Origin of the sequence: Microbacterium sp. M28, assembly GCF_025836995.1 — a bacterium.
Classification (GTDB): domain Bacteria; phylum Actinomycetota; class Actinomycetes; order Actinomycetales; family Microbacteriaceae; genus Microbacterium.
This window is the reverse complement of sequence record NZ_CP107546.1, coordinates 3,220,486-3,246,413: the sequence shown is the minus strand read 5'-3', so window position 1 is coordinate 3,246,413 and position 25,928 is coordinate 3,220,486. Positions and strand designations below refer to the sequence as shown.

Below are 25,928 nucleotides of genomic sequence, written 5' to 3'. Positions count from 1 at the left end.
CCGGCGCCGCGGAGCGCCGGCCGGCCATCCCCACCGAGGTAGGACCATGACCGCCACAGAGACCGCCATCCCCGTCCAGAAGATCCGTCGGCGCGATCGGCCGCCGACACGCGAGATCAGGCAGCCGTTCGCCGAGCGCCTCGCGCCGTACCTCTACGTCGCACCCTTCTTCGTCATCTTCGCCGTCTTCGGCCTCTTCCCGCTCCTGTTCACGTTCTACGTGGCGCTGTTCGACTGGAACCCCATCGGTGAGCAGACGTTCGTGGGTCTGGCGAATTTCGAGCGGCTCGTCCAGGATTCACGGTTCTGGAACGCCTTCGTCAACACCTTCGGGATCTTCCTGATCTCCACGATCCCGCAGCTGCTGCTGGCGCTGGGACTCGCGCATCTGCTGAATCACGCCACGCTGAAGCTCGCGAACTTCTTCCGGATGGCGCTGCTCATCCCGTATATCACCTCCGTCGCGGCCACCGCGCTCGTGTTCGCGCAGATCTTCGACAAGAACTTCGGTCTCATCAACTGGATCCTCGGGCTCGTCGGGGCACCGGCGGTGAACTTCATGTCGTCGCAGCTGGGGTCGTGGATCGTGATCTCGTCGATGGTCATGTGGCGCTGGTTCGGCTACAACACGCTCCTCTACCTCGCGGGTCTCCAGGCTCTGCCACGGGAGATGTACGAAGCGGCGTCCGTCGACGGAGCATCCGGATGGCAGCAGTTCATCCACCTGACCATCCCGTCGCTGAGGCCGATCATCATCTTCACCGTGATCATGTCGACGATCGGCGGACTGCAGATCTTCACCGAACCGCTTCTCGTCGCACCCGAGTCGGGGCTCACATGCGGCGGCGGCCGTCAGTGCCAGACGCTCGCCCTCTTCCTCTACGAACAGGGCTTCGGGCAGTTCGAGTTCGGCTACGGCTCCGCGATCGGAGTGGCGCTGTTCGTCATCGTGGTCGTCGTGTCGTCGATCAACTTCTACCTCACCACCCGCACCAGGAAGGCTCGCGCATGACTCACGTGACCAGGGAGAAGGCACCGCTGTCGCCGGTGAAGCCGGAAACCCCCGCGCGTCGTCGTGGCCGAGGCGGCCGTGTCGGCAAGGTGTCGTGGTACGTGTACGCGTTCCTCATCGTCGCCGTTCTGATCAGCGTGTTCCCGCTGTACTACATGTTCGTCATCGCATCAGTGGGCGCCTCAGCCGTCACCTCGATGCCGCCACGGCTGTATCCGGGATTCAACTTCGTCGACATCGCCACGAAGGTGTTCGAGACCGTGCCGTTCCTGCAGTCGCTGCTGAACAGCGTGATCGTGTCTCTGGCGGTGGCCGTCATGACCTCGTTGCTGTGCGCATTGGCCGGGTTCGCGTTCGCGAAGCTGCGATTCCCCGGTCGCAACACCCTGTTCCTCATCGTGCTGTTGACGATGACGGTTCCGGCTCAGCTCAGCGTGATCCCGCAGTACCTGATCATCTCGTGGCTCGACTGGGTCGACACCCTGCAGGCGATCATCCTGCCGGGGCTCGCGAGCGCGTTCGGCATCTTCTGGATGCGTCAGCATCTGGCGACCACGCTGAACGACGAGCTGATGGCCGCCGCACGCATCGATGGTGCCAACAGCTGGCAGATCTTCTGGCGCATCGGGTTCCCCGTCGTGCGACCGGCGGCCTTCGTGCTCGGGTTGATCACGTTCACCAGCGTCTGGAACGACTTCATGTGGCCGTTCATCGTGCTGAAGTCGCCCGAGCTGTTCACCGTGCAGATCGCGCTGAAGCAGTTGCAGGCGAACCGCACGATCGACCTGGCGCTGACCATGGGCGGATCGTTCCTGGCGACCCTGCCGCTGCTGATCGTCTTCTTCTTCGTCGGTCGCCGCATGGTCGCAGGCATTATGGACGGGGCGTTCAAGGGATGACCATCGAGATGAGCGCCATCGATCAGGATCGGTGGCGCGATCCGACCCTGAGCGCGCGCGAGCGCGCGCAGGCCCTCGTCGACGAGCTGACCCTCGAGGAGAAGGCCGCGCAGCTCGGATCCATCTGGCTCACCGAGAACGCCGACGCCTTCGCTCCGCGTCTCGCCGACGATCTCACCGATGCCGTCGTCGACCCGTTCGCGCACGGTCTCGGCCAGCTCACGAGGGTGTTCGGCACCGCGCCCCTCGACCCCAGGGACGGTGTCGCGAAACTGCGCGCGCTGCAGCGCCGGGTAACGGACAACCAGCGCCTGGGGATCCCCGCGCTCGTGCATGAAGAATGCCTGACCGGTCTCGCGGCCTTCGGCGCGACGGCCTTCCCCGCGCCGCTCGCATGGGCCGCGACGTTCGACGATGACCTGGTGCGCGAGATGGCGCGCGCGATCGGCGAGGACATGCGCGCGATCGGCGTGCACCAGGGCCTCGCTCCCGTGCTCGACGTCGTCCGGGACTACCGGTGGGGGCGGGTCGAGGAGACCCTCGGCGAGGACCCGTATCTCGTGGGGCAGCTCGGCGCCGCCTACGTCGCCGGGCTCGAAAGCGCCGGGATCATCGCCACGCTCAAGCACTTCGCCGGCTACGCCGCGTCCCGAGGAGCGCGCAACCACGGGCCGGTCAGTATGGGGCCGCGCGAATTCGCCGACACCGTGCTGCCGCCGTTCGAGACGGCGCTGCGACAGGGCGGCGCGCGCAGCGTGATGACCTCCTACACCGACGTCGACGGCATCCCGAGCACGAGCAACCGTGCTCTGCTCGACGGCATCCTGCGCACGGAATGGGGATTCGACGGCACCGTCGTCGCCGACTACTGGGCCATCCCGTTCCTGGTCTCGATGCATCGGGTGGCCGCGGACGCGGCTGAAGCCGGGGCGCTCGCGCTGCGCGCAGGAGTCGACGTCGAACTGCCGTCGACCGTCGCGTTCGCCGCGTTGCCGCGCCTTGTCCGCGAAGGCGTCGTCAATGAGAGCGACCTGGATCGGGCGGTCATGCGTCATCTGCGGCAGAAGATCGAGGCGGGCCTTCTCGATGAGGGGCCCGTCGTGCCGGATGCCGCCGAGGACGTGGATCTCGACAGCGACCGCAACCGAGCGCTGTCCGCGCGGATCGCCGAGGAATCGATCGTGTTGCTCGAGGACGACGGCATCCTGCCGCTGGCGGCCGACGCCAGCGTCGCGCTGATCGGACCGGCCGCGGCGGAGTACCGGAGTCTGCTCGGATGCTACGCCTTCCCGAATCATGTGCTGACGAAGCACCCAGGGCACGACCCCGGGATCGCGATCCCGACGATCGAAGCGGCGATGCGCGCGGAGGCGGGCATCGGTGAGATCCGTCTCGTCCGAGGATGCGAGATCCTCGGCGGTGCCGAGGAGATCGCGACGGCTGTACAGGCGGCGCGGGAGAGCGACGTCGCCGTGGTCGTCGTGGGCGATGTGGCCGGGCTCTTCGGTGAGGGCAGCTCCGGCGAGGGCTGCGATGCCCCCGACCTGCGACTGCCCGGGCGCCAGCACGATCTGGTCCTAGCAGTGCTCGCCACCGGCATTCCGACAGTGCTGGTCGTGGTCTCCGGCCGGCCGTACGCGCTGGGCGAGTACGGCGCGGCTCGATCGATCGTGCAGGCCTTCTTCCCCGGGGCGGACGGCGCCGGGGCGATCGCGGGCGTCCTCTCCGGTCGGGTCGCTCCGAGCGGGCGCCTCCCGGTGCAGATCCCGCGCTGGAAGTCGGCGACGACCACCTATCTTCAACCGCCGCTCGGCCAGCACAACGCGGGCATCACGGTGGCGGACCCGACGCCGCTGTATCCGTTCGGATACGGTCTGACGCGCGGACGAGTCGAGTACGAGTCCATCGACGCCCCTGCGGCGCTGCGCACCGACGGCGCAGCCGAGATCGTCGTCAACGTGCGCAACGCGGGCGAGTCCGCGGTGGAGGTGGTTCAGCTCTACGCCTCGTTTCCTGCAGGCGCGGTCGTGCGCCCGCAGGCGCAGCTCGTCGGGTTCGCCCGCATCCGCGTCCCCGCGGGGGCCCGTCGAACCGTGCGCTTCACGCTCGAGGCCGCGCGCCTGGCTGCGACCGGGATCGACGGACGACTCGCTGTCGATCCGGGTGTCGTGGTGCTCGCGGCGGGGCCGTCGGTCGCGGATCGCGCGTGTGCGGCATCCGTCCGGCTCGTAGGGAACCGGCATCGTGTGCTGGCCCGCGCGGGGAGGACCGCGTGGGACGTCGATCATGGAGAGGACGAGGAATGAACACTCAGCAGCCGACGCGGGTGCCGGCGCGAGGCGAGAGCCGTCACGCTCTTGCGCCCTCCACCGTGCATCTCACGGCGGGGACGTTCGACCGACGCCGACGCCTCAATCGCGAGTACCTCGTGTCGCTGTCCGAGCGGAACCTGGTGCAGAACCACCTGATCGAGGCGGGTATCGGGGATCAGGCGTGGCACCTGCATCCGTCCGGCTCATCGATCGCGGACCGAGGGCTCGACCGGCACTGGGGCTGGGAGACGCCGGGCTCGCTGCTGCGCGGGCACTTTCTCGGACACTGGATGTCGGCGGCCGCTCGCGAGACGGCGACGACTGGAGACGTGGTGCTGCGCGCCAAGCTCGACGGCGTGCTCGAGCTGCTGGCGCGGTGCCAGGAGGAGAACGGCGGCGAATGGGTCTTCGCCACGCCGGTCTCCTTCCTTCGACGGCTGGCCGAGGGCCGCGACGTCTGGGCGCCTCAGTATGCGATCCACAAGACGTTCATGGGACTCGTCGACGTCTACCGGGATCTCGGTGACGAACGCGCGCTGCAGATCGCACACCGCGCCGCCTGCGCGATCGCGGAGTGGGCGCGTGGTTTCGAGCGCGAGAGATTCCAGCAGATCCTCGAGATGGAGACGGGAGGGATGCTGGAGGTGTGGGCCGATCTCCTCGAGGCGACGGGTGACGACCTCTACCGCGAGCTCCTCGACCGGTACTGGCACGCCTCTTTGTTCGACGCGCTGCTGGCAGGTGAGGACGCCCTCACGAACATGCACGCCAACACGACGATCCCTGAAGTGCTGGGCGCCGCCCGCGCCTTCGAGGTCACGGGGGAGGAGCGCTGGAAGCGCGTCGTCGAGCAGTACTGGGACTGGGCGGTCACCCGCCGCGGAACCTTCTGCACGGGCGGCCAGACGTCTGGCGAGATCTGGACGCCGCCGTTCTCCTTCGCAGCCCGGCGCGGGGCGAAGACGCAGGAGCACTGCTCGGTGTACAACATGATCCGGCTCGCCGATGTGCTGTACCGGTGGGGCGGCGACCCCGTCCATCTCGACTACATCGAGACGAATCTGCACAACGGACTGCTGGCGCAGCAGCACCCGGAGACGGGAATGGTCGCCTACTTCCTGCCGCTCGAGGGCGGTGCCCGCAAGCACTGGGGCACGCCGACGGAGGACTTCTGGTGCTGCCACGGGAGTCTCGTACAGGCGCACACCCGTGTCGCCCCGCTGGCGATCTATGCGGACGACGACGCGCTGACGGTCGCGCAGTACCTGCCGGTGCGCGCTGAGACGATCGCAGCGGGACAGCCGGTCGCAGTCGAAGTGCGCCTCCGCGACGATGCGAGCTACGTCGGGCCCGACGCCAACGGCGGGCCGGGCGGCGAGCTGCACCGTCCGAAGGCGCTGCGCGTGCGGGTTTCCGTCACCTCGGTCGAGGACGCCTCCGCACGGGTGCGTCTGCGGATCCCGGAATGGACGTCGGGAGAGCCGCTCGTGACGACGACCGTCTCATGGCGGCGCGACGGGCGGTTCTTGGAGATCGTCCACGACGGAGGCGAGTCGACCGTCGAGCTCGAGTTCCCGTTCGCGCTGCGTGCCGTGCCGATCCCGGATGAACCCGACACGGTCGCGTTCGTCGAGGGGCCGATCGTCCTCGCCGGCCTCATCGACAGGGAGGTCTCTCTCGAGGGGGACCCGACGGATCCGTCCACGCTCCTCGTCGCCGACGACGAGCGGCAGTGGGCCCAGTGGCTGGTGCGGTACCGCTCGCGTGGCCGGGATGCCGGAATCCGCTTCATCCCGCTCAACGAAGTGACTGATCAGCGGTACTCGGTCTACTTCCCGATCAGGCCGGCCGGCTGACCGGCGAGCGGGTCGAGCCGCGTTCGACGAGCTCGGTCGGCATGACGATGGGCTCGGTCGAGACCTCGTCGCCGTTCGTCGCCCGAGCAAGGATTCGCACGGCTGCCGAGGCCATCTCGCGGATCGGCTGACGGACCGTGGTCAACGACGGATGCAGCCACCGAGCGCCTCGTACGTCGTCGAAACCCACGACCAGGACGTCACGGGGGATGCTGCGGCCGCTGTCGGCGATCGAACGATAGGCGCCGGCCGCCATCTCGTCGGAGCAGGCGAACACGCCGATCGGTCCGCTTCCGGGCAGCTCGGCCAGTGCGCGGGTGCACGCCCGGCGGGCATCCCAGGCGCTCCAGTCCGCGCTCGTGCGCACACAGGGGGCGCCGGGCGCGATCTCGTCGATCGTGCGGACGAACCCGTCCACGCGCGCCCGTCCGTAACGGTACGACGGTGCTCCGCCGATGACGATGAACCGCTGCGCGCCGCGATCGACCAGGTGTCTGGCGGCGGCGGCGCCGCCCGCGCTGTCGGTCGTCCGCAGGCTCGGCAGCGGGCTCGACGCCTCCGAGGGCGGTTCCATCAGCACCAGGGGGATCGACGCGCGTCGCATGGCGGCGATCTGCGTGCTGGTCGGCACGATCAGGCCGACGATGACTCCCGCCGAGCCGCGGGACCGGATGCGTTCCGGCCAGTCGTCCGCCGGATCCTCCCGTTCGGCCGTCAGGACCAGGTCGTAGCCGAGCTCGGACGCGGTGGTGCGAGCGCCCGCCGTGATCTCCTGGGTGTACGGATCATGGAAGTGCCCGAGCACCAGGTCGAACATCAGCGACGTGCCGCGTCGTGGACGTCCTCGCTTCTGACCGGCCGTCGAGTACCCGAGCTCCGTCGCTGCGCGCAGCACGCGCGAGCGCGTGTCCGCCGCCATCTCGCCTCTCGCGCGCAGAGCGCGCGACGCCGTGGTAACGCTGACCCCTGCCCGTGCGGCTACATCGGTGAGCGTGATTCGCGCAGTGGCCATGTCACCATTTTTGCGCAAATTCTGTGCGCTACGCCATCGGTCGGTGGCATGGTTTCGGACGTTGCACATGCCCGTCGATGCGGAGGGACGAGTCGATGAAGACGACGCTGCCGACAGCGCTGAGAGCGCGCGGATCCGAGGTGCGCCCGCCGAGATCGGGCACCCGGCGGAAGGAACGGCCGTGAGCAGGCGCAGAGCGCTCGTGGTCCGAGGGGGCTGGGAAGGTCATCGTCCGGTCGAATCGACCGACATGTTCCTCCCGTTCCTCGCAGGCAACGGCTTCGACGTGAGGGTCGAGGACTCCAATGAGATCTACGCCGATCGCGAGGTGATGGATCGCACAGACCTCATCGTGCAGAGCGTCACCATGTCGGACATCTCGGACGAGGCGCTGAAGGGCTTGCTGGGAGCGGTCGAGAGCGGGACTGGTCTGGCCGGATGGCACGGCGGCATAGCCGACTCCTATCGCAACAGCTCCGACTACCTGCAGCTCGTCGGCGGTCAGTTCGCGACCCACCCCGGCAAGCACCCGGACGAGCGCGATGGCGGCGAGGCCGACAACTTCCTCTGCTACACGGTCGACATCAGCGACCTCGGCCGCGAGCACGAGATCACGGCAGGGCTCGAGGACTTCACCCTTCGCACGGAGCAGTACTGGGTGCTCGCGGACGACCTCAACGACGTGCTCGCCACCACCACCCACCCCGTGCAGCCGTACCACCCGTGGCATCGGCCGGTCACCTCGCCCGCCGTCTGGACGCGCGCGTGGGGTCAGGGCAGGGTCTTCGTGGCCACACCCGGTCACAGCCTGGTCGTCCTCCGCGATACGAGCGTCCGCACGATCATCGAGAGGGGGATGCTGTGGGCGAGTCGCACGGAATCGCATCCCCGTCACACCTGAGCACTTCTGGAGAACACGTTGACCACCACAACCGCCCGCGCGATCATCGATCTCGACGTGACCGGCGATCGCATCAGCCGGCACATCTACGGGCACTTCGCCGAGCATCTGGGCCGGTGCATCTATGACGGATTCTGGGTGGGTGAGGACTCCGAGATCCCGAACGCGCGCGGGATCCGTCTCGACATCGTCGAGGCGCTGAGGGCCCTCGACATCCCGAATCTGCGCTGGCCGGGCGGATGCTTCGCCGACACGTACCACTGGCGCGACGGCATCGGCCCGCGCGAGCTGCGGCCGCGGATCGCCAACACCAACTGGGGCGACGTGGTCGAGAACAACCACTTCGGCACGCACGAGTTCATGGACCTCTGCGATCTGCTGGGCGCGGACGCCTATGTCAACGGAAACGTCGGCAGCGGCACCGTGCAGGAGATGGCCGAATGGGTGGAGTACCTCACCCGCGGCGACGACAGTCCGATGGCACGGCTCCGGCGGGAGAACGGTCGGGACGAGCCGTGGAAGGTGCCGTTCTGGGGGCTCGGCAACGAGGCGTGGGGATGCGGTGGGAACATGTCGGCAGCCCACTACGCCGAGGAGGCCCGGCGCTACGCGACTTTCGCGCACAACCACGGCGACAACCGCCTCACCCGCATCGCCGCCGGCGCGAACGAGGACGACCTGGACTGGACTCGTGTGCTGATGAAGACGCTCATGGAGTGCCACGGCTGCACGCTCTACGGGAACCTGCCGTACCAGGCGATCTCGTTCCACTACTACACGCACTCCGGATCGGGGATCAACTCGGAGGATGCCGCGCCCTTCAGCGACGAGCAGTACTACGCCACGATGGCCTACGCCGCCGACATCGAGCGCGTCGTACGCGGTCACGTGGCCGTGATGGACTCGTACGATCCCGGCAACCGCGTGTCGCTGGTGTGCGATGAATGGGGCACCTGGTGGAACGTCGAGGAGGGGACGAACCCCGGCTTCCTGTTTCAGCAGAACACCGTCCGGGACGCTCTGGTCGCGGGGCTCCACTTCGATGTCTTCCACCGCTACGCGCGACGCATCTCGATGGCGAACATCGCGCAGACGGTCAACGTGCTGCAGGCGATGATCCTCACGGACGGAGACAAGCTGGTGCTGACGCCGACCTATCACGTGTTCGAGATGAACAAGGGGCATCAGGATGCGCTGCAGCTGCACACGCACCTGCGGGACGTGCCGACGGCCCGCGTGCGCGGCGGCGAACTTCCGCTGGTCTCCATGTCGGCCTCGACGCGCGAGGACACCGCACTGATCTCGCTGAGTCACCTCGCGCTCGACGCCGACTGCACGGTGGACGTCGACCTGCGGGGGCGAGCCGCGACGGTCACCCGGGCTCGTGTGCTCACCGGCGATGACGCGTCGGCGCACAACGATGTCGGCGCGCCGGACCGGGTGGCCCCGCGCGAGCTCGACGCGGTGTTGCGCGACGGGGTGCTGACCGTGACCCTGCCGCCGCACTCGTTCGCGACGATCGAACTGCAGCTGGAGCCGGAGCTCGCGGCGATCGAGTGAGAGGACGGCGCCCGGCGTCACTGTGACGGATCGGCGTTCGCGGCATCCGGGTCGGTGCGTGCGGCATCCCGCTTCCGCACGATCCGCAGTTCGCTCGCGAGGATGCCGAGCACCACGAGCGCTCCGCCGATGAGCGCCGTCGCGGGCAGGCGCTCGCCGGCGATGCGTCCGACGACACCGGCCCACACCGGCTCGCCCGCGTAGATCACGGTGGCGCGTGTCGGCGACACCGACTTCTGCGCCCAGTTCATCGTGAGCTGGATGAGGCAGCTGGCGGCTCCCAGCCCGATCGCGGCCACGACCCACACCCAGGAGAACGCCGGAACGCCCTCGCCGACCACGGGCATCGTCAGCAGGGACAGGAGACCAGCGACCAGCAGCTGGATGATCGTGATGCGACCCAGGTCGACCTTCCCGGCGAAGACGCTGATGAGGATGATCTCGCCGGCGATGGGCAGTGTGCTGAGCAGGGTCGCCACTTCCCCCTGGCCGAGCGTGAGGGTGAGAGCATCCGGTCCGGCGATCAGAAGGAGTCCGACGAACGCGAGCCCTGCGCCGACGAACGCCATGGTGTGCGGGCGCTTGCGGAACACAGCCCACTGCAGAAGCGGGACGAGCGGAACGTACATCGCGGTGATGAACGCCGACGTCGAGGAGTCGATCGTCTGCAGCCCGACGGTCTGCAGGCCGTACCCGAGGTGGATCATCAGCCCGATCGTTGCGCCGGCTCCGATGTCGGACCAGCGGATGCCGCGCAGCACGTTCCGGAAGATCACCGCGCTGATGAGACCGGCGACGAGGAAGCGGATCCCGACGAAGAACCACGGGCCGGAGTACTCCATCGCCCAGTGCACGACGAGGAAGGTGCAGCCCCAGACCGCGGTGATCGCGATGAGCGCGAGCTCCTGGGGGCGAAGGCGCATCCAGCGCAGACGAGAGGGCATCGCAGGCCTTTCTCGATGTGCCGCACAGAGTCTACGCCGCTGCGCGATTTCCCCGGCGCACCCGCACATAGTGACGGATTAGGATGTGTCGCGAGCTTCGCGCCATCCTCCCCCTTCTCTTCGCTCCGGTGGCATCGGTCATGCCGCCGGGACGGAACCGTCAGAAAGACTCCTCATGAGCGAAAACGCCGACAACCGCGACGAACGCGAGCCCGACTTCTTCGACCAGCTCGTTCAGGGCGGCGGGAGCGCTCCACGGGAGCAGGCCACCTTCACTCAGGCGTTCCGCGGCTACGACAAGGGCGAGGTGGATGCCGCGATCGCAACGCTTCGCGCCCAGCTGCAGCGTGCCGAGACCGACGTCTCGCTGGCGCGCAGCGGCGCGAGCGGCGAGGCCGACGCGGTCCGCGCCGAGGCGGAGGCCGCGCAGGCCGAGGCCGCGGAGCGGATCGCCGAACTGGAGGCGGCGGCCGCTGCCGCCCAGGCACAGGCCGCGGAACTCGAGCAGCAGGTCGCGACGCTGACCAGCGAGCTCGTCGACGCCCCGAAGAAGGACGGCGATGACGAGGGGTCGCGCCTGCAGTTCGAGGCCGTGCTCCGCGTCGCCGAGGAGCAGGCGACCGTCCTGATCCAGAACGCCGCCACGCAGGCCGAGCGCCTGCTCGAGGCCGCGCGCGAAGAGGCCGAGGCCAAGCGCGCCGAGCTCGCGGCGGACGTCGCCCGCATCACGGCCGAGGCCCAGTACGAGGCCGACCAGGTGCGTCTGCGCATCGACACCGAGTACACGGCGCACGAGGCGCGCATCGCCCGCGAGGCCGCCCACGCCGCCGAGAAGGTGACGCAGGCCGAGCAGGAGGCCGCCGCCGTCCGCGCCGAGGCCGAGAAGGGCTCCGCCGCGCTGCGCTCGATGGTCACGCGCGAGACGCAGCAGCAGCGCGCGGATGCCGAGCGAGAGGTGCGCGAGATGAACACGCGCGTGCTCGAATTCGAAGAGAGCCTGACGCGCCGCCAGAACGACGCCCAGCAGGAGTTCCTGACGCTGCACAATCAGGCCGTCGCGCACGCCGAGCGCATCACGAGCGACGCGAACGAGCAGGTGCAGTCCTCGCTCGAGCACGCACAGCGCATCTCGGCGAAGGCCGACGACTACGAGCGTCTGATGCGCTCGCAGGCCCAGACGATCGAGTCGGATGCCCAGGTGCGCGCACGTGAGACGCTCGACCGTGCACGGGTCAAGGCCCAGAAGATCGTGGAGACCGTGATCGGGCACACCACCGAGGTGCTGCGCGACGCGGAGGACCGCACGCGTCAGCTGCGCTGGCAGCAGCAGCAGCTGAACAGCTTCATGGCCGAGGTCCGAGAGCTCATCCGCCCCGACGGCGTGCTCACCGCCGGCCCGACGGATGACGCCGACGAGGATGATGCCGATGAGGACGAGTTCACCGAGGACGAGTTCACCGAGGACGAGTTCGAACCGTCCGAGGCCTCCGACGCGCGCTGAGCCGGTCGCCTCTCTCGTTCGTTGAGCGAGCGGAGTGCGTGAACCCGTTTCGGCTCGGTCGGCTTCGCCGACCTCGCTCGACGAGCGGCGAGGCCGTCCTACGCTGGGAGCATGTCCCATCTGGTGAGCGCCGCCGAGCTGTCCGAACTGATCACGAGCGGAACGCCGGTGCGGGTCCTCGACGTGCGGTGGCGGCTCGGCGGCCCCGACGGATACCCCGACTATCTCGAGGGTCATGTTTCCGGGGCGGTGTACGTCGATCTCCAGACCGAGCTGTCGCGTCACGGGCGGCCGGACGAAGGGCGGCATCCGCTCCCGGACACCGCGACGGTCCAGGATGCCGCGCGCCGGTGGGGCCTGAACGATGGCGACCGGGTCGTCGTGTACGACGACTACGGCGGTCTGGCGGCCGCGCGCGCCTGGTGGATCCTCCGGCACGGCAGCATCGACGTCCGTGTCCTGGACGGCGGCTGGCCCGCCTGGCGCGCCTCGGGTGCGCCAGTGGAATCCGGTGCGGTGACGGCCCACCCGGGCTCGGTGACGCTGACCGACATCACGGGTGACAGCCTCACGATCGACGAGGTCGCCGCGTATCCGGCATCCGGAGTCCTGCTCGATGTGCGGGCTCCCGAACGATACCGCGGCGAGACGGAGCCCTACGATCCGGTGGCCGGCCACATCCCCGGTGCGATCAACCTGCCGACCAAGGCTCACCTGGCAGCGGACGGCACGGCGCTGGACGGCGAGGCGATCCGCGCCACGCTGACTGCGTCCGGCGTCGACGAGGTGACCCCGGTGGCCGCCTACTGCGGTTCCGGTATCACGGCCGCGCACACCGCCCTCATGCTCGCCGAGGCAGGTGTCGACGCGAAGATCTTCCACGGCTCGTGGAGCCAGTGGTCGAACACCACCGGTCGTCCCGTCGCGACCGGGCCGCAGCCGGGCTGACCTTGCCGTCCGGCGCTCACTCGCGTTCGCCGTACCCCCAGCGCAGCAGCAGCATCCCGGGCCCGAACCGGCGGCGCATCTGCAGCACGCTCGAGCCCGACGAGATCGTGAGCGGGGTGGTCGTCGATCCGTCCGGCGTCTCCTCGACCTCCTCGATCCAGTCGGGCAGGGCATCCGGATGGAAGCGCGTCCACAGCACCAGGTCGCGGGCCTGACGGGACACGCCGTGGCCCGTCTCCCGGACCGACGGATACCCGGGTGGAACTTCGAACGACCACTCGATCATCGTGTACTGAGCACTGTCCACCGGCTGATCCAGCTCCATGGAGAATCCGTGCACCTCGCCCGAAGGGTGCGAGTACCGAGCCGCGATGCGACCTCCGCCGACAGCGCGGAACACCGGCGGCGGGGTCCGCACGCCCGGTGTCATGTCGACATACGGCACGTGCGTCAGCAGACCCGACATCGACTGGATCAGCGTTCTCGTGGTGCGGGAGATGACGTCGCCGTCCGCGCCGACGAGAGTCACCGCGTGCGTGCTGACGTCGCGGGACAGGTCGAACTGCGGTGTGCCGAGGGCTTCGAACACCTCGGTGACGGCGTTCTCCAGGATGCGCTCGTTCAGCGGGAACGCGGGGGTGCCGATCGGCCCGACACGCTGCGTCGGGCCGATCAGGCTCGACAGCGAACCGTTCTGCAGACGCAGCAGGCGCTCGATGTCGTCGATCGCCGACATCGACTGCGCGCCCTCGGGGCGCCTGGCTCCTGAGCGCCAGTAGCTCAACGTCGCCATCGACACCGGGTTGCCGTTCTCGCGCAGGCGCTTGTTGAGCCAGGCGAGTGTCACTCCGCGCGCGAGGATCGCTTCACGCAACGCCTCGGCGAAGCCGTTCCCGGCTGTTCGATGGAGGTCATCCCCTGCCATCACAGACCTCCCCCAGGTATGTGAACAGTGTTCTCGTAGATTCGAGCATACGACCAGGCGGTTTCGCCCAGGGGCTCCGGACGGAGCCGCAGGTCCCAGGGTCGGTCGAATCGCGAGCAGGAGCCCGATCGCGAGACGAACGGCCTCGCAGCGACGCCCCTATGCTGCGCACGCGTGGAGTCCGACGGTCCGCCTGGGGACGGCCGTCGGGCTCCGACGCCGTGCTCATGCCCCGCCGGCGGCCCCCTTCCGCGCCGGTAGACTGGGACGGACCACCATCAGGACCGAGGATCCGTCATGTCTGCCCCCGCCCGCGCCTTCACGGTGCGACACATCCAGCTGCTGCGCGCGGCGTTCGCAGCGATCGCGGCACTGATGGTGACGTTCTCCTCCGATCACTCCGCCGCCGTCGGACTCTCCGTGTTCAGCGGTTTCGCGATCGTCACCGGGTTCGTGCTCGCCCTGGGCGCCTGGCTCGCCGTCGAACCGGGGCGCCGTTGGTCGTACGTCCTGCTCGCCGTGATCGACGGCCTCGCGGGCATGGTCGCCGGCATCCCGCTGCTTCGGACCGAGGACATGTTCTTCATCATCGTGGTCTCGTGGGCGATCCTCTCCGGGGTCGTCGAGATCATCGCGGGCCTTCGCGGACGCCGTGAGGACGACCCGCTCGCGCGCGATGCGCTGTTGATCGGAGGCCTCGGCATCCTGCTCGCGGTCGCGCTGCTGCTCATCCCGGCCGGATTCTCCTCCGACTACACGGTCGACGAGGCCGGCACCTTCCAGCTCACCGGCATCATCCTCGGCGTCGGGATGCTGGGCGGATACGCCGCCCTGGTCGCCGTCTTCCTCGGCATCGCGGGCCTCACTCCGTCGCGTGACGCCCAGACCCCTGCCGCCGATGCGGCCCCGCTCTCCGGAGGTGCGGCATGACCGACGACAAGCCCACCCGCCGCGAACTGCTGCGTCCGCTGCACCTGCTCGGCATCGCCGCGGCCGCAGGCATCTTCGCCGCCGCCGTCACCTTGATCTCGACCGGCGCGTTCACCGCCCGTGTGAACACGGCGATCGCGAACGGCACCTACGAGGGCCTCAGCCCGGTCGCGCTCGGTCTGGTCGTCGGAGGCGGAGCGTTCATCGTGACCCTCCTCGGCATCGCGATGCTCATGCTCGCCGTCGACCCCGCGCAGTACGAGGACGAGGAGATCGACCGTCCGGTTCTGTACGACGAGGAACCGGATGCCGAAGGCGACGCCGCGAAGTCCTGATCGCGCCTGAGCCCTGGTGCCGAGCTTCGCTCACGCTTCGGATGGGTCACCGCACGCGTGACCGCCGACCCGTCGGGTCACGCTCGGTGAGGGATCTCGGATGCTGAGGTCGCCGCGCGCGTGACCGGACAGCGTTCGCGCGACCGCAGCGTGCGGTGATGCGAGCAGACGGGGTCCCCGGCCGCGGGTATCCCCGCGCGGCGACTACTTCGCGAGCTGCTCCGCGATGCCGGTGTACGTCGCGGGGGTCAGGGCGAGCAGGCGCTGCTTCGCGGCATCCCCGATCTCCAGCGTCTCGACGAAGGCAGCGAGCTCCGGGGCCCCGACGCGGTGTCCGCGGGTGAGCTCCTTGAGCAGCGCGTACGGGTCGGTGATCGTCGAGCGACCGGCGACGACCTCGGCGCGGATGACGGTCTGGATCGCTTCGGCGAGCACCTCCCAGTTGCCATCGAGGTCGTCCAGCAGTACGTCACGGCGCAGCGAGATGGCGTTCAGACCGCGGCGCAGGTTGTCCAGCGCGAGCACCGAATGCCCGAACGCGACGCCGATGTTGCGCTGCGTCGTCGAGTCGGTGAGGTCGCGCTGCAGACGCGAGGTGACCAGGGTCTGGCCGAGAGTCGCGAGCAGGCCGCCGGCGATCTCGAGGTTCGCCTCGGCGTTCTCGAACCGGATCGGGTTGATCTTGTGCGGCATCGTCGACGAACCGGTCGCGCCGGCGACGGGGATCTGCGCGAAGTATCCGAGCGAGATGTACGTCCAGATGTCGGTCGCGAGGTTGTGCAGGATGCCGCCGGCGTGACGCACCCGGTCGTACAGCTCGACCTGCCAGTCGTGCGACTCGATCTGCGTCGTCAGGATGTTGAAGTCGATGTCGAGCGACTCGATGAACGAGCGCGAGATCTCGGGCCAGTCCGCATCCGGCTCGGCCGCGATGTGCGCGGACCAGGTGCCGGTGGCTCCGGAGAACTTCGCCAGGAACTCGGATGCCGCGATCTGACCGCGGACCCGCTCCAGGCGCCATGCGAAGACCGCGAGCTCCTTGCCCATGGTGGACGGCGTCGCCGGCTGCCCGTGGGTGCGCGACAGCATCGGGGCGTCGGCGTGCTCGACGGCCAGTTCGCGCAGCTTCGCGATCACGCCGTCCAGCGCCGGCAGCCACACGCCGAGCACGGCGCGCTTGACGGTGAGCGCGTAGGAGGCCGAGTTGATGTCCTCGCTCGTGCACGCGAAGTGCGTGAGCTCGGCGATGCGGTTCAGGCCCAGCGTCGACAGCCGGTCGCGGACGAGATACTCGATCGCCTTGACGTCGTGCTGCGTGACGGCTTCCTTCTCGGCCAGCCAGTCGATCTCGGCCTGGCCGAAGTCGCGGTACAGGGCGCGCAGGCGCTCCTTGTCGGCATCCGACAGCGGCGACGTTCCGAACAGCGAACGGTCGGTGAGGGCGATCAGCCACTCGATCTCGACCTCGACGCGGGCGCGGTTCAGGCCCGCCTCCGAGAGGAAGTCGCCGAGACCGGCGACGGCGGTGGCGTAGCGCCCGTCGAGGGGGCTGAGCGGCTGGACGGGGAGCGGGGCGTGCGAAGTCAGGGGAGTCCTCCTGATCGGGGCCCCTCGTGTGCGGGGCGTCGTGCGGGCTGGCGCAGGGCGGGCTCGAGCTGGCGGAACAGGCCCCGAGTCGACGTCTCAATCATACCGAGCACGGCATCGAACATGTCCGGGCCCGCGTAGTAGGGATCGGGGACGTCGGTGGCCTCGGTCGACGGATCGAACGAGAGCAGCAGTGTGACCTTGCCCTCCTCGTCCTCGTCGTGCGCCCACTCGCGGAGGTTGCGCTCGTGCGTGCGGTCCAGCGCGACGACGAGATCGTTCTCCCGGAAGGATGCCGCGGTGAACTGCCGTGCCCGATGACGTGAGCCGTCGTAGCCGCGGCGGTCGAGAGCGGCCAGGGTGCGGTGGTCGGCGCGTTCGCCCAGGTGCCAGTCTCCGGTGCCTGCACTGCTGGACAGGATCCGATGCCCGAGTCCCTGCCGGTCGGCGAGGTCGCGGAACACCACTTCGGCCATCGGGGACCGGCAGATGTTGCCGGTGCACACGAAGATGACGCGGAAGGGTTCCGGGTCGGTCATGGATTCCATTCTGCCCACGGGTGACTGCTCCTGCACAGATCGGATTCTCAAAGGCTTGTTCCCGGATGCCGTGGAGCGCGCGGAATCGCGACACGGAGCGAGGGCGACGCGCGGCAATCTGACGGCATGTACTCCACCGAGATCGCAGGCGACTGGGCCCCGGAACAGATCTGGGGCTGGCACGCCGCACGTCGCTTCGTCAACGATGCCATAGAAGCTTTGGAAGATGCCGGGGTCCTCCTCGTGCCGCTCATCGCCGACACCGATTGGCAGACCGCGGGAGTCCGCAAGCTGAACGCGACCATCGACGGTTTCGCAGTGCAGTGCGCGTCAGTGGAGTCGTCGCTGCGCCTCCGGCTGTGGGAGCTGGAGGCCGCGCGGTGAGCGATGACGACGATCTCGAGATCAGCCACGGCGGGGCGATCTCGGTCGACACCGATGCCCTGCGGGATGCCGCGTTCCGGCTCGGATCGATCGGCACCCTCGTCGGACGGGCGGCGGATGCCGCGCACACCGCTCACCGGTGGATCGCTCAGACGGCCGAGCTGTCCGCCGCGATCGGCACGGTGGAGCTGTGGGAGGCGGGGGATCGGCTCGCTGCGATGCGCACGCGGATCGACGAGGTCATCGCGGGCACCCACCTCATGGCGGATGCCTACGAACTGGTCGAGCTGCGCACCGAGTACGACGCGCTCCTGCTGACGGATGCCGCGGCGGCCGAGCGCCTGCTTCCGCAGATCGTGGACCTCGAGGCCACCGATGCACGCCTCAGCGGCATGGCCGACCACCTCGTCGAACAGTGGGAGCAGGGGCGGTTCGATGGACTCGACAGCCAGTTCGACATCGCGACCACTGCGACAGGTCTGAACTTCGGGGCCATCACCTCCATGGCCGCGATCCTCGGCAGCTCGACCGTGTTCGGCACGCTCCTCCCCGGCGCGACCCTCAAGGGCGGCGCCGATCCCGTGCGCGTCGCACCGGTCGCCGCCTCGTCTCCGGTCGCGCCGCCGGCCTCGCTCGCCGACGGACTCCGGCGGTTCCCCCAGACCGAGGATGCCCAGGTCAAGGTCGAGACCTACACCTTCGAAGACGGCCGTAAGAGCTACGCCGTCTACATCAAGGGCACGCAGTCGGCCCTCTACGGAGCCGGCGAACCGTGGGACAGCAAGTCGAACACCGAGCTCTACACCGGTCGGATCTCCGCGTCGTATCAGGCGACGCTCGACGCGCTCCACCAGGCGGGCGCCGAACCGGGCGACCCCGTCGACGTCTACGGGCACTCGCAGGGGGCCATGGTCGCGTCGTACCTCGCGATGGACGATCAGTACGACGTGCGGACGGTGGTGACCGCGGGCAGCCCGGTGCAGCCGACGCTGCGCGACGACCAGCTGCTCATCGAGCTGCGGCACACCGATGACGTCGTCAACGCACTCGCCGGCGGCGGTGCACCGGGGAGCACCGGATCGGCCGACAGCATCGTGGTGCAGCGTGAGGGCGACCCGGCACCGAGCCTGAAGGATCTGATCCTCGAACCGCACATGACCGACACGTACACCGAGACGGCGGAGATGGTGGATGCCTCAGGCGACCCGCGCCTGGACGCATACCGCGCTCATCTGGCGCAGTTGGCGACCGCCGTCAGCATCGAGTCGACCGAGTACATCGGCGACCGCACCGGCTGGACGCAGTGAAGGGTCAGGCGTTGCTGCGCTTCTTCTGCGGACGGAGGATGAATCCGAAGACGGCGTTGATGATCGAGATCACCAGGGCGCCCACGATCACCCACCAGAAGTTGCCGACCTCGACACCCCAACCGAATCCGCTGGTGATCCACGCGGTCAGCCAGAGCAGGAAGCCGTTGATCACGAAGCCGATCAGGCCGAACGTGAGGATGTACAGCGGGAACGCGATGATCTTCACGATCGTGCCGACGATCGTGTTGACGAGGGCGAACAGCGCGCCGACGGCGAGCAGCGTCAGCACCATCTGCAGGTCCCCACCGGGCGGGAACGGTCGGACGGTGATCTCCAGCGCAGGGATCAGCGCCGCCACCCAGAAGGCGAAGGCGTTGATGACGACCTTGACGATGAAACGCATGATCGAACCAGTCTCGCATGCGAAACCGGGGACGAGCCACGGGGACGGCCACTAAACTGGGCACGAACCTGCCCGCCTGCGCCGTACGGCCGACGAGCCATTGAGGAGCCGCTTATGCTGACGCTCCTCGCGGTCTTCCTCCTGGCGTCGCTGGTCCTTCCCGCGCTGGTGCGCTGGCTCGGCGCCCAGGCCTTCGCGATCGCGGCGCTCGTCCCGACGGCGGCGTTCATCCACGCGATCGTCCTGACACCGCAGGTGCTCGGCGCCGACCCTTCGCCGTTCGAATCCGTCGCGTGGATCCCGCAGCTCGGCCTGAACCTGTCAATGCACATGGATGTGCTCGGATGGGTCATGACGCTCATCGTGACCGGCGTCGGCGCGCTCGTGCTGCTCTACTGCCGGTGGTACTTCCACGACAGCGCCGCGGGGCTCGGGCAGTTCGCGGGGGTCCTGCTCGGGTTCGCCGGCGCCATGTACGGCCTCGTGCTCACGGACGACCTCGTCATGCTCGTGATGTTCTGGGAGCTCACCAGCATCCTGTCGTACCTGCTCATCGGGCACTATCGGGGTCGTGCCGCCAGCCGTCGTGCCGCCCTGCAGGCGCTGCTGGTGACGACCCTCGGCGGACTGGTCATGTTCGTCGGCGTCGTCCTGCTGGTGGTGGACGCCGGGACATCCAGCATCTCCGCCATGCTCGCCGACCCTCCGACAGGGCCGATCGTGAACGCCGCGATCGTCCTGCTGCTGGTGGGCGCGCTGAGCAAATCCGCGATCTTCCCGTTCCACTTCTGGCTGCCCGGGGCGATGGCGGCCCCCACACCCGTCAGCGCATATCTGCACGCGGCAGCCATGGTCAAGGCCGGCATCTACCTCATGGCGCGGTTCGCGCCGATCTTCGCGCTCAGCGAGCCGTGGCGGCCGATCGTCATCTCGCTCGGAGTGTTCACGATGCTGCTCGGCGGCTTCCAGGCGCTGCGCGAGACCGACCTCAAGCGCGTCCTCGCGTTCGGCACGGTGAGCCAGCTGGGCTTCTTCACCGTCGTGGTCGGCTACGGCACGCAGGCCGCAGCCCTCTCCGGCCTTGCCCTCGTGATCGCCCACGCGCTGTTCAAGTCGGCGCTGTTCCTTATCGTCGGCGTGATCGACCGGCAGCTGTCCACGCGTGACATCACCGAACTCTCCGGCGTCGGACGGCAGGCGCCCGTGATGGCGACCGCCGCGTTCATCTCGATCGCATCCATGGCCGGCGTCGCGCCGACGATCGGGTTCGTCGCGAAGGAATCCGCGCTGACCGCCCTGCTGGATGACGCGCTCGCCGGTTCCCCCTGGGGCGTCGTCGCGATCATCGGCGTCTCGCTCGGCGCGGTGCTCACGGCGGCCTACGGCATCCGATTCCTGTGGGGGGCCTTCTGGACCAAGCACGACGCGCAGGGCGATCGGATGCCGGACACCCCGTGGCCCGATCCGCCGGTGGGCTTCCTGTCCGCGCCGATCATCCTCGCCGGAGTCACGCTCGCGGCCGGCATCGGCGCACCGGCGGTCGACGTCGCTCTGCAGGGGTACGCGGTCACCGCCGCCGAGGGACTCGGCGGCGAGGGCCCAGGGCACCTGGCGCTCTGGCACGGGCTCGAGCCGGCTCTCGCCATCTCGATCCTGTCGATCCTGCTCGGTTTCGGTGTCTTCCTGCTGGCGAGGGCGACGGGGTGGGATCGCAAGCCGAGGATCCTGCCCTTCACGGCATCCGACGTGTACTACCTGATCACCCGCAGCGTCGACCGGCTGTCGGTCTTCACGACCTCGCTGACCCAGCGCGGTTCGCTCCCGGTGTACGTCGGAACGATCTTCATCGTGCTCGTCGTCGCCGAGATCACTGCCCTGCTCGCCGCCGATGTCGATCGGCTCCAGCTGTCCGCATGGCACACGCCGACCCAGCTGGTCGTCGCACCCATCATGGCGGCCGCCGCCATCGTCGCGGTCCGTGCGCGCAAGCGCTACACCGGCGTCGTGCTCGTGTCCGTGACGGGCTTGGGCATGGTGGTGCTGTTCGCCACCAGCGGGGCGCCCGATCTCGCGCTCACCCAGATCCTGGTCGAGACGGTGACGCTGGTCACGTTCGCTCTCGTGCTGCGTCGCCTGCCGTCGCGGATGGGCGAGCACAATGCGTCCGTCGGACGGGTGCCGCGGGCGATCCTCGCGATCGCGGTCGGTGTCACCATGGCGCTCGTCGCGATCGTGGCGACGCAGTCGCGGGTCGCCGATCCGATCTCGATCATCTTCCCCGACCTCGCCTACGACATCGGACACGGCAAGAACGTCGTCAACGTCGCACTCGTCGACCTCCGAGGGTGGGACACGATGGGCGAGCTCTCGGTGCTCGTGCTCGCCGCGACGGGCGTGGCGTCCCTCGTGTTCGTCACGCACCGCGCCGATCTGCTCGCCGCCACCCGCACGCTGCCGCGCTCCACCCGGCGCAAGGCCCGGCTCAACCCGCTCGTGGAGACGACGGACGGCGTCCGATTCCAGACCGCCGAGAACCGCAGCGCGCCGCGGGCTTGGCTCATCGGCGGGCAGAAGATGAAGCCGGAGAACCGGTCGATCCTGCTCGAGGTGATCGTCCGCATCCTCTTCCACACGATCATCGTCGTGTCGATCTATCTGCTGTTCGCCGGGCACAACAGCCCCGGCGGCGGGTTCGCCGGCGGCCTGGTCGCCGGCATGGCGCTCGTGATGCGCTACATCGCCGGCGGACGCTGGGAACTGGGTGCCGCCGCCCCGACGGATGCCGGGCGCCTGCTGGGCGCCGGACTCATCGTCGCCGTCGGCACCGCCGTCGTGCCGCTGTTCTTCGGGCTCTCGCCGCTGACCAGCACGTTCTGGGAGTGGGAGATCCCGCTCATCGGTCACGTCGAGTTCGTCACCTCGACGATCTTCGACATCGGGGTGTACCTCGTGGTCATCGGGCTGGTGCTCGACGTGCTGCGCAGCCTCGGTGCCGAGGTCGACAAGCAGGCCCTCGAGATGCGCGCGCGGGGGGTGAACGTCTGATGGACATCTCCCTGACCCTCGTCTTCGTGATGGCGGTGCTCTTCGCCTGCGGCGTGTACGCGATGCTCGAGCGCAGCCTCACCCGCGTGCTGATCGGCTTCCTCCTGCTGGGCAACGCGACCAATCTGCTGCTGCTGATCGTGATGGGCGTCCCCGGCAACGCGCCGTTCTACGGCGAGACCGACGTCAGCGACCCGCTGCCGCAGGCGCTGACGCTCACGGCCATCGTCATCACGTTCGCCGTGTCGGCGTTCCTGCTCGCCCTCATCTACCGCTCCTGGCAGCTCGGTCAGGCCGACACCGTCGAGGACGACGAAGCCGACATCGCCCTGCGCGAGCGCACGGATGCGGATGAGGACGTCCTCGACGACGAGGGCGACATGGAGGACGAAGAGGCGACGACCGACTTCGTGGGTGTGCAGACCGCGCCCATCACAGTCCTGCACGCGCGGGACCACCCCTCGATCCAGGACGACGCGCCGGTGGATTCGCCCTACGCGCCGCGTGCATCCGACCAAGAGGAGGACCGCCCATGAGCGCGCTCGTCCCCCTCCTCGTCGCCCTTCCCCTGCTCGGCGCCGCCGTCACGCTCGTCTTCGGACGCAGCCCTCGTCTGCAGATCGTCGTCACAGCGGCGACTCTGGGAGCCGTGGCGGTCATCGCCGCCGTCCTCCTCGTCGTGGTCGACGGCGGAACCCCGCTGGCCGTCTCGGTCGGCGGCTGGCCGGTGCCGTTCGGGATCATCCTCTACGTCGACCGCCTCGCCGCTCTGCTCGTGCTCGTGTCGAGCATCGTGCTCGTCGCGGTCCTGCTGTTCTCGATCGGGCAGGGCGCCGCCGACGGGACGGACGAGACGCCGATCTCGATCTTCAACCCGTCGTACCTGATCCTGGCCGCCGGCATCTTCAACGCGTTCATCGCGGGCGACCTGTTCAACCTGTACGTCGGATTCGAGATCCTGCTGGTCGCCTCGTATGTGCTCATCACGCTGGGCAGCACGGAGTCCCGCATCCGCACCGGCGCCGTCTACATCGTCGTGTCGCTGGTGTCCTCGATCCTCTTCCTCGCGTCGATCGCCATGATCTACGGGGCGCTGGGGACCGTGAACATGGCGCAGATCGCCGAGCGGATGACCGAACTGCCCCAGGAGACGCAGCTCGTCCTGCACCTGATGCTCGTCGTCGCGTTCGGCATCAAGGCCGCGATCTTCCCGGTGTCGTTCTGGTTGCCGGACTCGTATCCGACCGCCCCTGCGCCGGTCACGGCGGTGTTCGCCGGTTTGCTGACCAAGGTCGGCGTCTACGCGCTGATCCGCACCGAGACCCAACTGTTCGCCGAGAACAGCATCGACACGATCCTGCTGATCGTCGCCTTCGCGACCATGATCGTCGGCGTGCTCGGCGCCGTGGCGCAGGCCGAGCTGAAGAGGATCCTCTCGTTCACGCTCGTCAGTCACGTGGGCTACATGATCTTCGGTCTCGCGATCGCGACACCGGCGGCCATCGGGGCGACCGTGTACTACATCGTCCACCACATCGTCGTGCAGACGACCCTGTTCCTCGCGGTGGGCCTCATCGAACGAAGAGCGGGCAGCACCAGCATCCTGCGGGTGAAGGGCCTCATGAAGGCCGCGCCGATCCTGGCCGTGCTGTACTTCGTGCCGGCGATCAACCTGGGCGGACTGCCGCCGTTCTCGGGGTTCATCGGCAAGTTCGCACTGTTCGAGGCCGCGGCATCCGTCGGGACGCCGATCATGATGGTCCTCATCTTCGGCGGCATCGTCACGTCGCTGCTGACGCTCTACGCACTGATGCGTGCCTGGAACCTGGCCTTCTGGCGCGAGGAGGAGGACTCCGCCGAGACCGAGGGGCGCATCTCCTACCTGGGCAACGCGCCGGCCGCGGATGAGCAGCAGGAGCGCCGCCGCATCCCGAAGATCATGACGATCGCCACGGGCGGCATGGTGACCGTGACGCTCGCGCTGACCGTGTTCGCCGGTCCGCTGTACGCGCTGTGCGATCGCATCGGTGACGCCCTGCTCGAACCGGTGAGCCTGGTGCAGCTGGAAGAGGAGGTGCAGCCGTGACCCCCGACGCCCGCCCCGGTCTGTTCCAGGCCGTCCTGCTGCAGCTGCCCTTCCTCGCCTGGCTGGTCGTGCTCTGGATGCTGCTGTGGGGGCAGTTCACCGTGCTCGCGTTCGTGACCGGACTGGTGGTCGCGATCTTCGTCACGCGGGTGTTCCGCCTGCCGACGATCGAGCTCAGCGGTCGGATCAATCTCTGGTACGGAGCCCTCTTCCTGGTGCAGTTCCTCTTCGCCGTGCTGCGCGGCGCGCTGGGCGTCACCGTGCAGGTGTTCGACTTCCGACACCAGCCGGGGGCCGCGATCATGGCCGTCCCGCTCAAGTACGCGGATGATCTGGTGATGACGCACGTCGCCGTGACGGCATCCCTCATCCCTGGATCGCTCATCGTCGAGACCGACCGGGACCGACGCATCCTGTACCTGCACGTGATCGGAGTGCGGACCGTCGCGGATGTCGACCGTCAGCGCGAACAGGTGCTGCGCTGGGAGCAGCGCATCGTGCGGGCGCTGGGCAGCCCGGCGCAGTACCGTGCTCTCAGGGACGACGAGCGCGCGCTCGCCGCTGGCGGACGAGCGGGAGGCCTGCGATGAACATCCTGCTGATGGCGATCATGGTGGTCTTCGGCGTCGCGGCGATCCTGACGCTGATCCGGATCGTACGAGGCCCGTCGATCCTCGACCGAGCCGTCGCCTCCGACGTGCTGCTCACCGAGGTGATGTGCGTGCTGGGTGCCGAGATGGCGATCAACGGGCACTCCCGCAGCATCCCGGTGCTGCTGATCATCGCGGCCGTCGGGGTCTTCGGCTCCATCTCGGTCGCGCGGTACGTGGCGAGAAGGGACAACACCACACCATGAACCTTCTCGGTCTCGAGATCCCCGGCGCCGTCATCGACTGGATCGTGCTCATCCTGATCCTGTGCGGAGCGCTGCTGTGCCTGTCGGCCGCGGTCGGGCTGCTGCACTTCCACGACGTGCCATCGCGCCTGCACGCGGCGACGAAGCCGCAGGTGCTCGGTCTGCTGCTGATCTGCATCGCGATCGCGTTGTCGCAGCGGTCGATCGGCGGCATCCTCCTCGGCGCGGCGCTGGTCGCCCCCGTGGTCCTCATGCAGTTCGCCACGGCACCGCTGTCGGCGCACATGGTCGGACGGCAGGCGTACCGCAACGGCACCACCGATCAGCGGCACCTCGTCGTGGACGACCTCGCCGATTCGAAGCAGACGCCGCCCGCCGCCGGGTGAGCCGGGCGGGCTGGCGCAGTCCGGCGGTCCGGCGCGTTTCGCGTTCACAACTCCTCATTGATCGCGGGAAGATGCGGATTCCATCGCGGTGACCGTGGTTTCCGCGCAATCGATGAGGAGTTGTGCGCCGGCTCCCCACCCGCCCTGCACCGCGACGGAGTCGCTGCAGGTTCTTCTCATCCGCGCGTTCGCGCCCC

The 25,928-nt window shown here is 68.6% G+C and carries 24 protein-coding genes; 18 read left to right on the top strand and 6 right to left on the bottom strand.

Going from position 1 to position 25,928, the window contains the following annotated elements; genetic code table 11:
• Positions 1–46 precede the first annotated feature (46 nt).
• From OED01_RS15735 to OED01_RS15720, 4 genes are read left to right on the top strand one after another with little or no spacing between them, the layout of a single operon-like run.
• The gene (locus tag OED01_RS15735; RefSeq protein ID WP_264156224.1) at positions 47–1,012 is read left to right on the top strand and encodes a carbohydrate ABC transporter permease; all 966 of its coding nucleotides are present in this window, start codon (positions 47–49) and stop codon (positions 1,010–1,012) included.
• A complete protein-coding gene (locus tag OED01_RS15730; protein WP_264156223.1) occupies positions 1,009–1,911 on the top strand; it encodes a carbohydrate ABC transporter permease in 903 nt (300 codons plus the stop codon). The genes OED01_RS15735 and OED01_RS15730 overlap by 4 nt, the downstream gene beginning before the upstream one ends.
• On the top strand, positions 1,908–4,217 hold the full coding sequence (locus OED01_RS15725) for a beta-glucosidase family protein (protein ID WP_264156222.1): 2,310 nt from the start codon (positions 1,908–1,910) through the stop codon (positions 4,215–4,217). Before OED01_RS15730 ends, OED01_RS15725 begins: the two co-directional genes overlap by 4 nt.
• The gene (locus OED01_RS15720; RefSeq protein ID WP_264156221.1) at positions 4,214–6,079 is read left to right on the top strand and encodes a glycoside hydrolase family 127 protein; all 1,866 of its coding nucleotides are present in this window, start codon (positions 4,214–4,216) and stop codon (positions 6,077–6,079) included. The genes OED01_RS15725 and OED01_RS15720 overlap by 4 nt, the downstream gene beginning before the upstream one ends.
• Here OED01_RS15720 and OED01_RS15715 read toward each other — a convergent pair.
• Positions 6,063–7,091: a LacI family DNA-binding transcriptional regulator gene (locus OED01_RS15715; RefSeq protein ID WP_264156220.1), complete on the bottom strand. Its 1,029-nt coding sequence runs from the start codon at positions 7,089–7,091 to the stop codon at positions 6,063–6,065. The genes OED01_RS15720 and OED01_RS15715 overlap by 17 nt on opposite strands.
• A gap of 181 nt (positions 7,092–7,272) precedes the next feature.
• Between OED01_RS15715 and OED01_RS15710 the strand changes: the two genes are divergently transcribed.
• Both OED01_RS15710 and OED01_RS15705 read left to right on the top strand, forming a co-directional pair.
• Positions 7,273–7,992: a ThuA domain-containing protein gene (locus OED01_RS15710; RefSeq protein WP_264156219.1), complete on the top strand. Its 720-nt coding sequence runs from the start codon at positions 7,273–7,275 to the stop codon at positions 7,990–7,992.
• 18 nt (positions 7,993–8,010) lie between these two features.
• On the top strand, positions 8,011–9,552 hold the full coding sequence (locus OED01_RS15705) for an alpha-N-arabinofuranosidase (protein ID WP_264156218.1): 1,542 nt from the start codon (positions 8,011–8,013) through the stop codon (positions 9,550–9,552).
• Between the two features lie 17 nt (positions 9,553–9,569).
• Here OED01_RS15705 and OED01_RS15700 read toward each other — a convergent pair whose 3' ends face one another.
• Positions 9,570–10,496, bottom strand: coding sequence for a DMT family transporter (locus OED01_RS15700; RefSeq protein ID WP_264156217.1), 927 nt, complete (start codon positions 10,494–10,496; stop codon positions 9,570–9,572).
• A gap of 175 nt (positions 10,497–10,671) precedes the next feature.
• Here OED01_RS15700 and OED01_RS15695 point away from each other — a divergent pair, with 175 nt between their 5' ends.
• Entirely contained in the window at positions 10,672–11,997 is a 1,326-nt protein-coding gene (locus tag OED01_RS15695) for a DivIVA domain-containing protein (protein WP_264156216.1), read from the top strand.
• Between the two features lie 111 nt (positions 11,998–12,108).
• On the top strand, positions 12,109–12,945 hold the full coding sequence (locus OED01_RS15690; protein WP_264156215.1) for a sulfurtransferase: 837 nt from the start codon (positions 12,109–12,111) through the stop codon (positions 12,943–12,945).
• A 16-nt stretch (positions 12,946–12,961) separates the two neighbouring features.
• Here OED01_RS15690 and OED01_RS15685 read toward each other — a convergent pair whose 3' ends face one another.
• Entirely contained in the window at positions 12,962–13,870 is a 909-nt protein-coding gene (locus OED01_RS15685; protein WP_264156214.1) for a hypothetical protein, read from the bottom strand.
• A gap of 297 nt (positions 13,871–14,167) precedes the next feature.
• Between OED01_RS15685 and OED01_RS15680 the strand changes: the two genes are divergently transcribed.
• Both OED01_RS15680 and OED01_RS15675 read left to right on the top strand, forming a co-directional pair.
• Positions 14,168–14,800 carry an acyl-CoA synthetase gene (locus OED01_RS15680; protein WP_264156213.1) on the top strand — a complete coding sequence of 211 codons (633 nt, stop codon included), beginning with the start codon at positions 14,168–14,170 and terminating at the stop codon, positions 14,798–14,800.
• Complete coding sequence (locus OED01_RS15675) at positions 14,797–15,135, top strand: hypothetical protein (protein ID WP_264156212.1); 339 nt, start codon at positions 14,797–14,799, stop codon at positions 15,133–15,135. Before OED01_RS15680 ends, OED01_RS15675 begins: the two co-directional genes overlap by 4 nt.
• A gap of 204 nt (positions 15,136–15,339) precedes the next feature.
• Here OED01_RS15675 and purB read toward each other — a convergent pair whose 3' ends face one another.
• Positions 15,340–16,737, bottom strand: a complete 1,398-nt coding sequence (gene purB / locus OED01_RS15670) for an adenylosuccinate lyase (RefSeq protein WP_413231634.1) — start codon at positions 16,735–16,737, stop codon at positions 15,340–15,342.
• The gene (locus tag OED01_RS15665) at positions 16,719–17,261 is read right to left on the bottom strand and encodes a low molecular weight protein-tyrosine-phosphatase (RefSeq protein ID WP_264156211.1); all 543 of its coding nucleotides are present in this window, start codon (positions 17,259–17,261) and stop codon (positions 16,719–16,721) included. The genes purB and OED01_RS15665 overlap by 19 nt, the downstream gene beginning before the upstream one ends.
• 126 nt (positions 17,262–17,387) lie before the next feature.
• Between OED01_RS15665 and OED01_RS15660 the strand changes: the two genes are divergently transcribed.
• The gene (locus OED01_RS15660) at positions 17,388–17,645 is read left to right on the top strand and encodes a hypothetical protein (protein ID WP_264156210.1); all 258 of its coding nucleotides are present in this window, start codon (positions 17,388–17,390) and stop codon (positions 17,643–17,645) included.
• A complete protein-coding gene (locus tag OED01_RS15655) occupies positions 17,642–18,952 on the top strand; it encodes an alpha/beta hydrolase (RefSeq protein ID WP_264156209.1) in 1,311 nt (436 codons plus the stop codon). Before OED01_RS15660 ends, OED01_RS15655 begins: the two co-directional genes overlap by 4 nt.
• A 4-nt stretch (positions 18,953–18,956) precedes the next feature.
• Here OED01_RS15655 and OED01_RS15650 read toward each other — a convergent pair whose 3' ends face one another.
• A complete protein-coding gene (locus tag OED01_RS15650; RefSeq protein WP_264156208.1) occupies positions 18,957–19,358 on the bottom strand; it encodes a phage holin family protein in 402 nt (133 codons plus the stop codon).
• A gap of 114 nt (positions 19,359–19,472) precedes the next feature.
• On the opposite strand from OED01_RS15650, the gene OED01_RS15645 reads away from it, so the two are divergent.
• Genes OED01_RS15645 through mnhG form a run of 6 tightly spaced genes read left to right on the top strand, consistent with a single transcriptional unit; the run spans position 19,473 to position 25,731 of the window.
• The gene (locus OED01_RS15645; protein WP_264156207.1) at positions 19,473–22,403 is read left to right on the top strand and encodes a Na+/H+ antiporter subunit A; all 2,931 of its coding nucleotides are present in this window, start codon (positions 19,473–19,475) and stop codon (positions 22,401–22,403) included.
• The gene (locus OED01_RS15640) at positions 22,403–22,939 is read left to right on the top strand and encodes a Na(+)/H(+) antiporter subunit C (RefSeq protein WP_264156206.1); all 537 of its coding nucleotides are present in this window, start codon (positions 22,403–22,405) and stop codon (positions 22,937–22,939) included. Before OED01_RS15645 ends, OED01_RS15640 begins: the two co-directional genes overlap by 1 nt.
• Positions 22,936–24,489 carry a Na+/H+ antiporter subunit D gene (locus OED01_RS15635; protein WP_264156205.1) on the top strand — a complete coding sequence of 518 codons (1,554 nt, stop codon included), beginning with the start codon at positions 22,936–22,938 and terminating at the stop codon, positions 24,487–24,489. Before OED01_RS15640 ends, OED01_RS15635 begins: the two co-directional genes overlap by 4 nt.
• Positions 24,486–25,079 carry a Na+/H+ antiporter subunit E gene (locus tag OED01_RS15630; RefSeq protein ID WP_264156204.1) on the top strand — a complete coding sequence of 198 codons (594 nt, stop codon included), beginning with the start codon at positions 24,486–24,488 and terminating at the stop codon, positions 25,077–25,079. Before OED01_RS15635 ends, OED01_RS15630 begins: the two co-directional genes overlap by 4 nt.
• Positions 25,076–25,345: an MrpF/PhaF family protein gene (locus OED01_RS15625; protein WP_264156203.1), complete on the top strand. Its 270-nt coding sequence runs from the start codon at positions 25,076–25,078 to the stop codon at positions 25,343–25,345. The genes OED01_RS15630 and OED01_RS15625 overlap by 4 nt, the downstream gene beginning before the upstream one ends.
• Positions 25,342–25,731, top strand: a complete 390-nt coding sequence (mnhG, locus tag OED01_RS15620; RefSeq protein WP_264156202.1) for a monovalent cation/H(+) antiporter subunit G — start codon at positions 25,342–25,344, stop codon at positions 25,729–25,731. The genes OED01_RS15625 and mnhG overlap by 4 nt, the downstream gene beginning before the upstream one ends.
• The last annotated feature ends 197 nt before the right edge of the window (positions 25,732–25,928 follow it).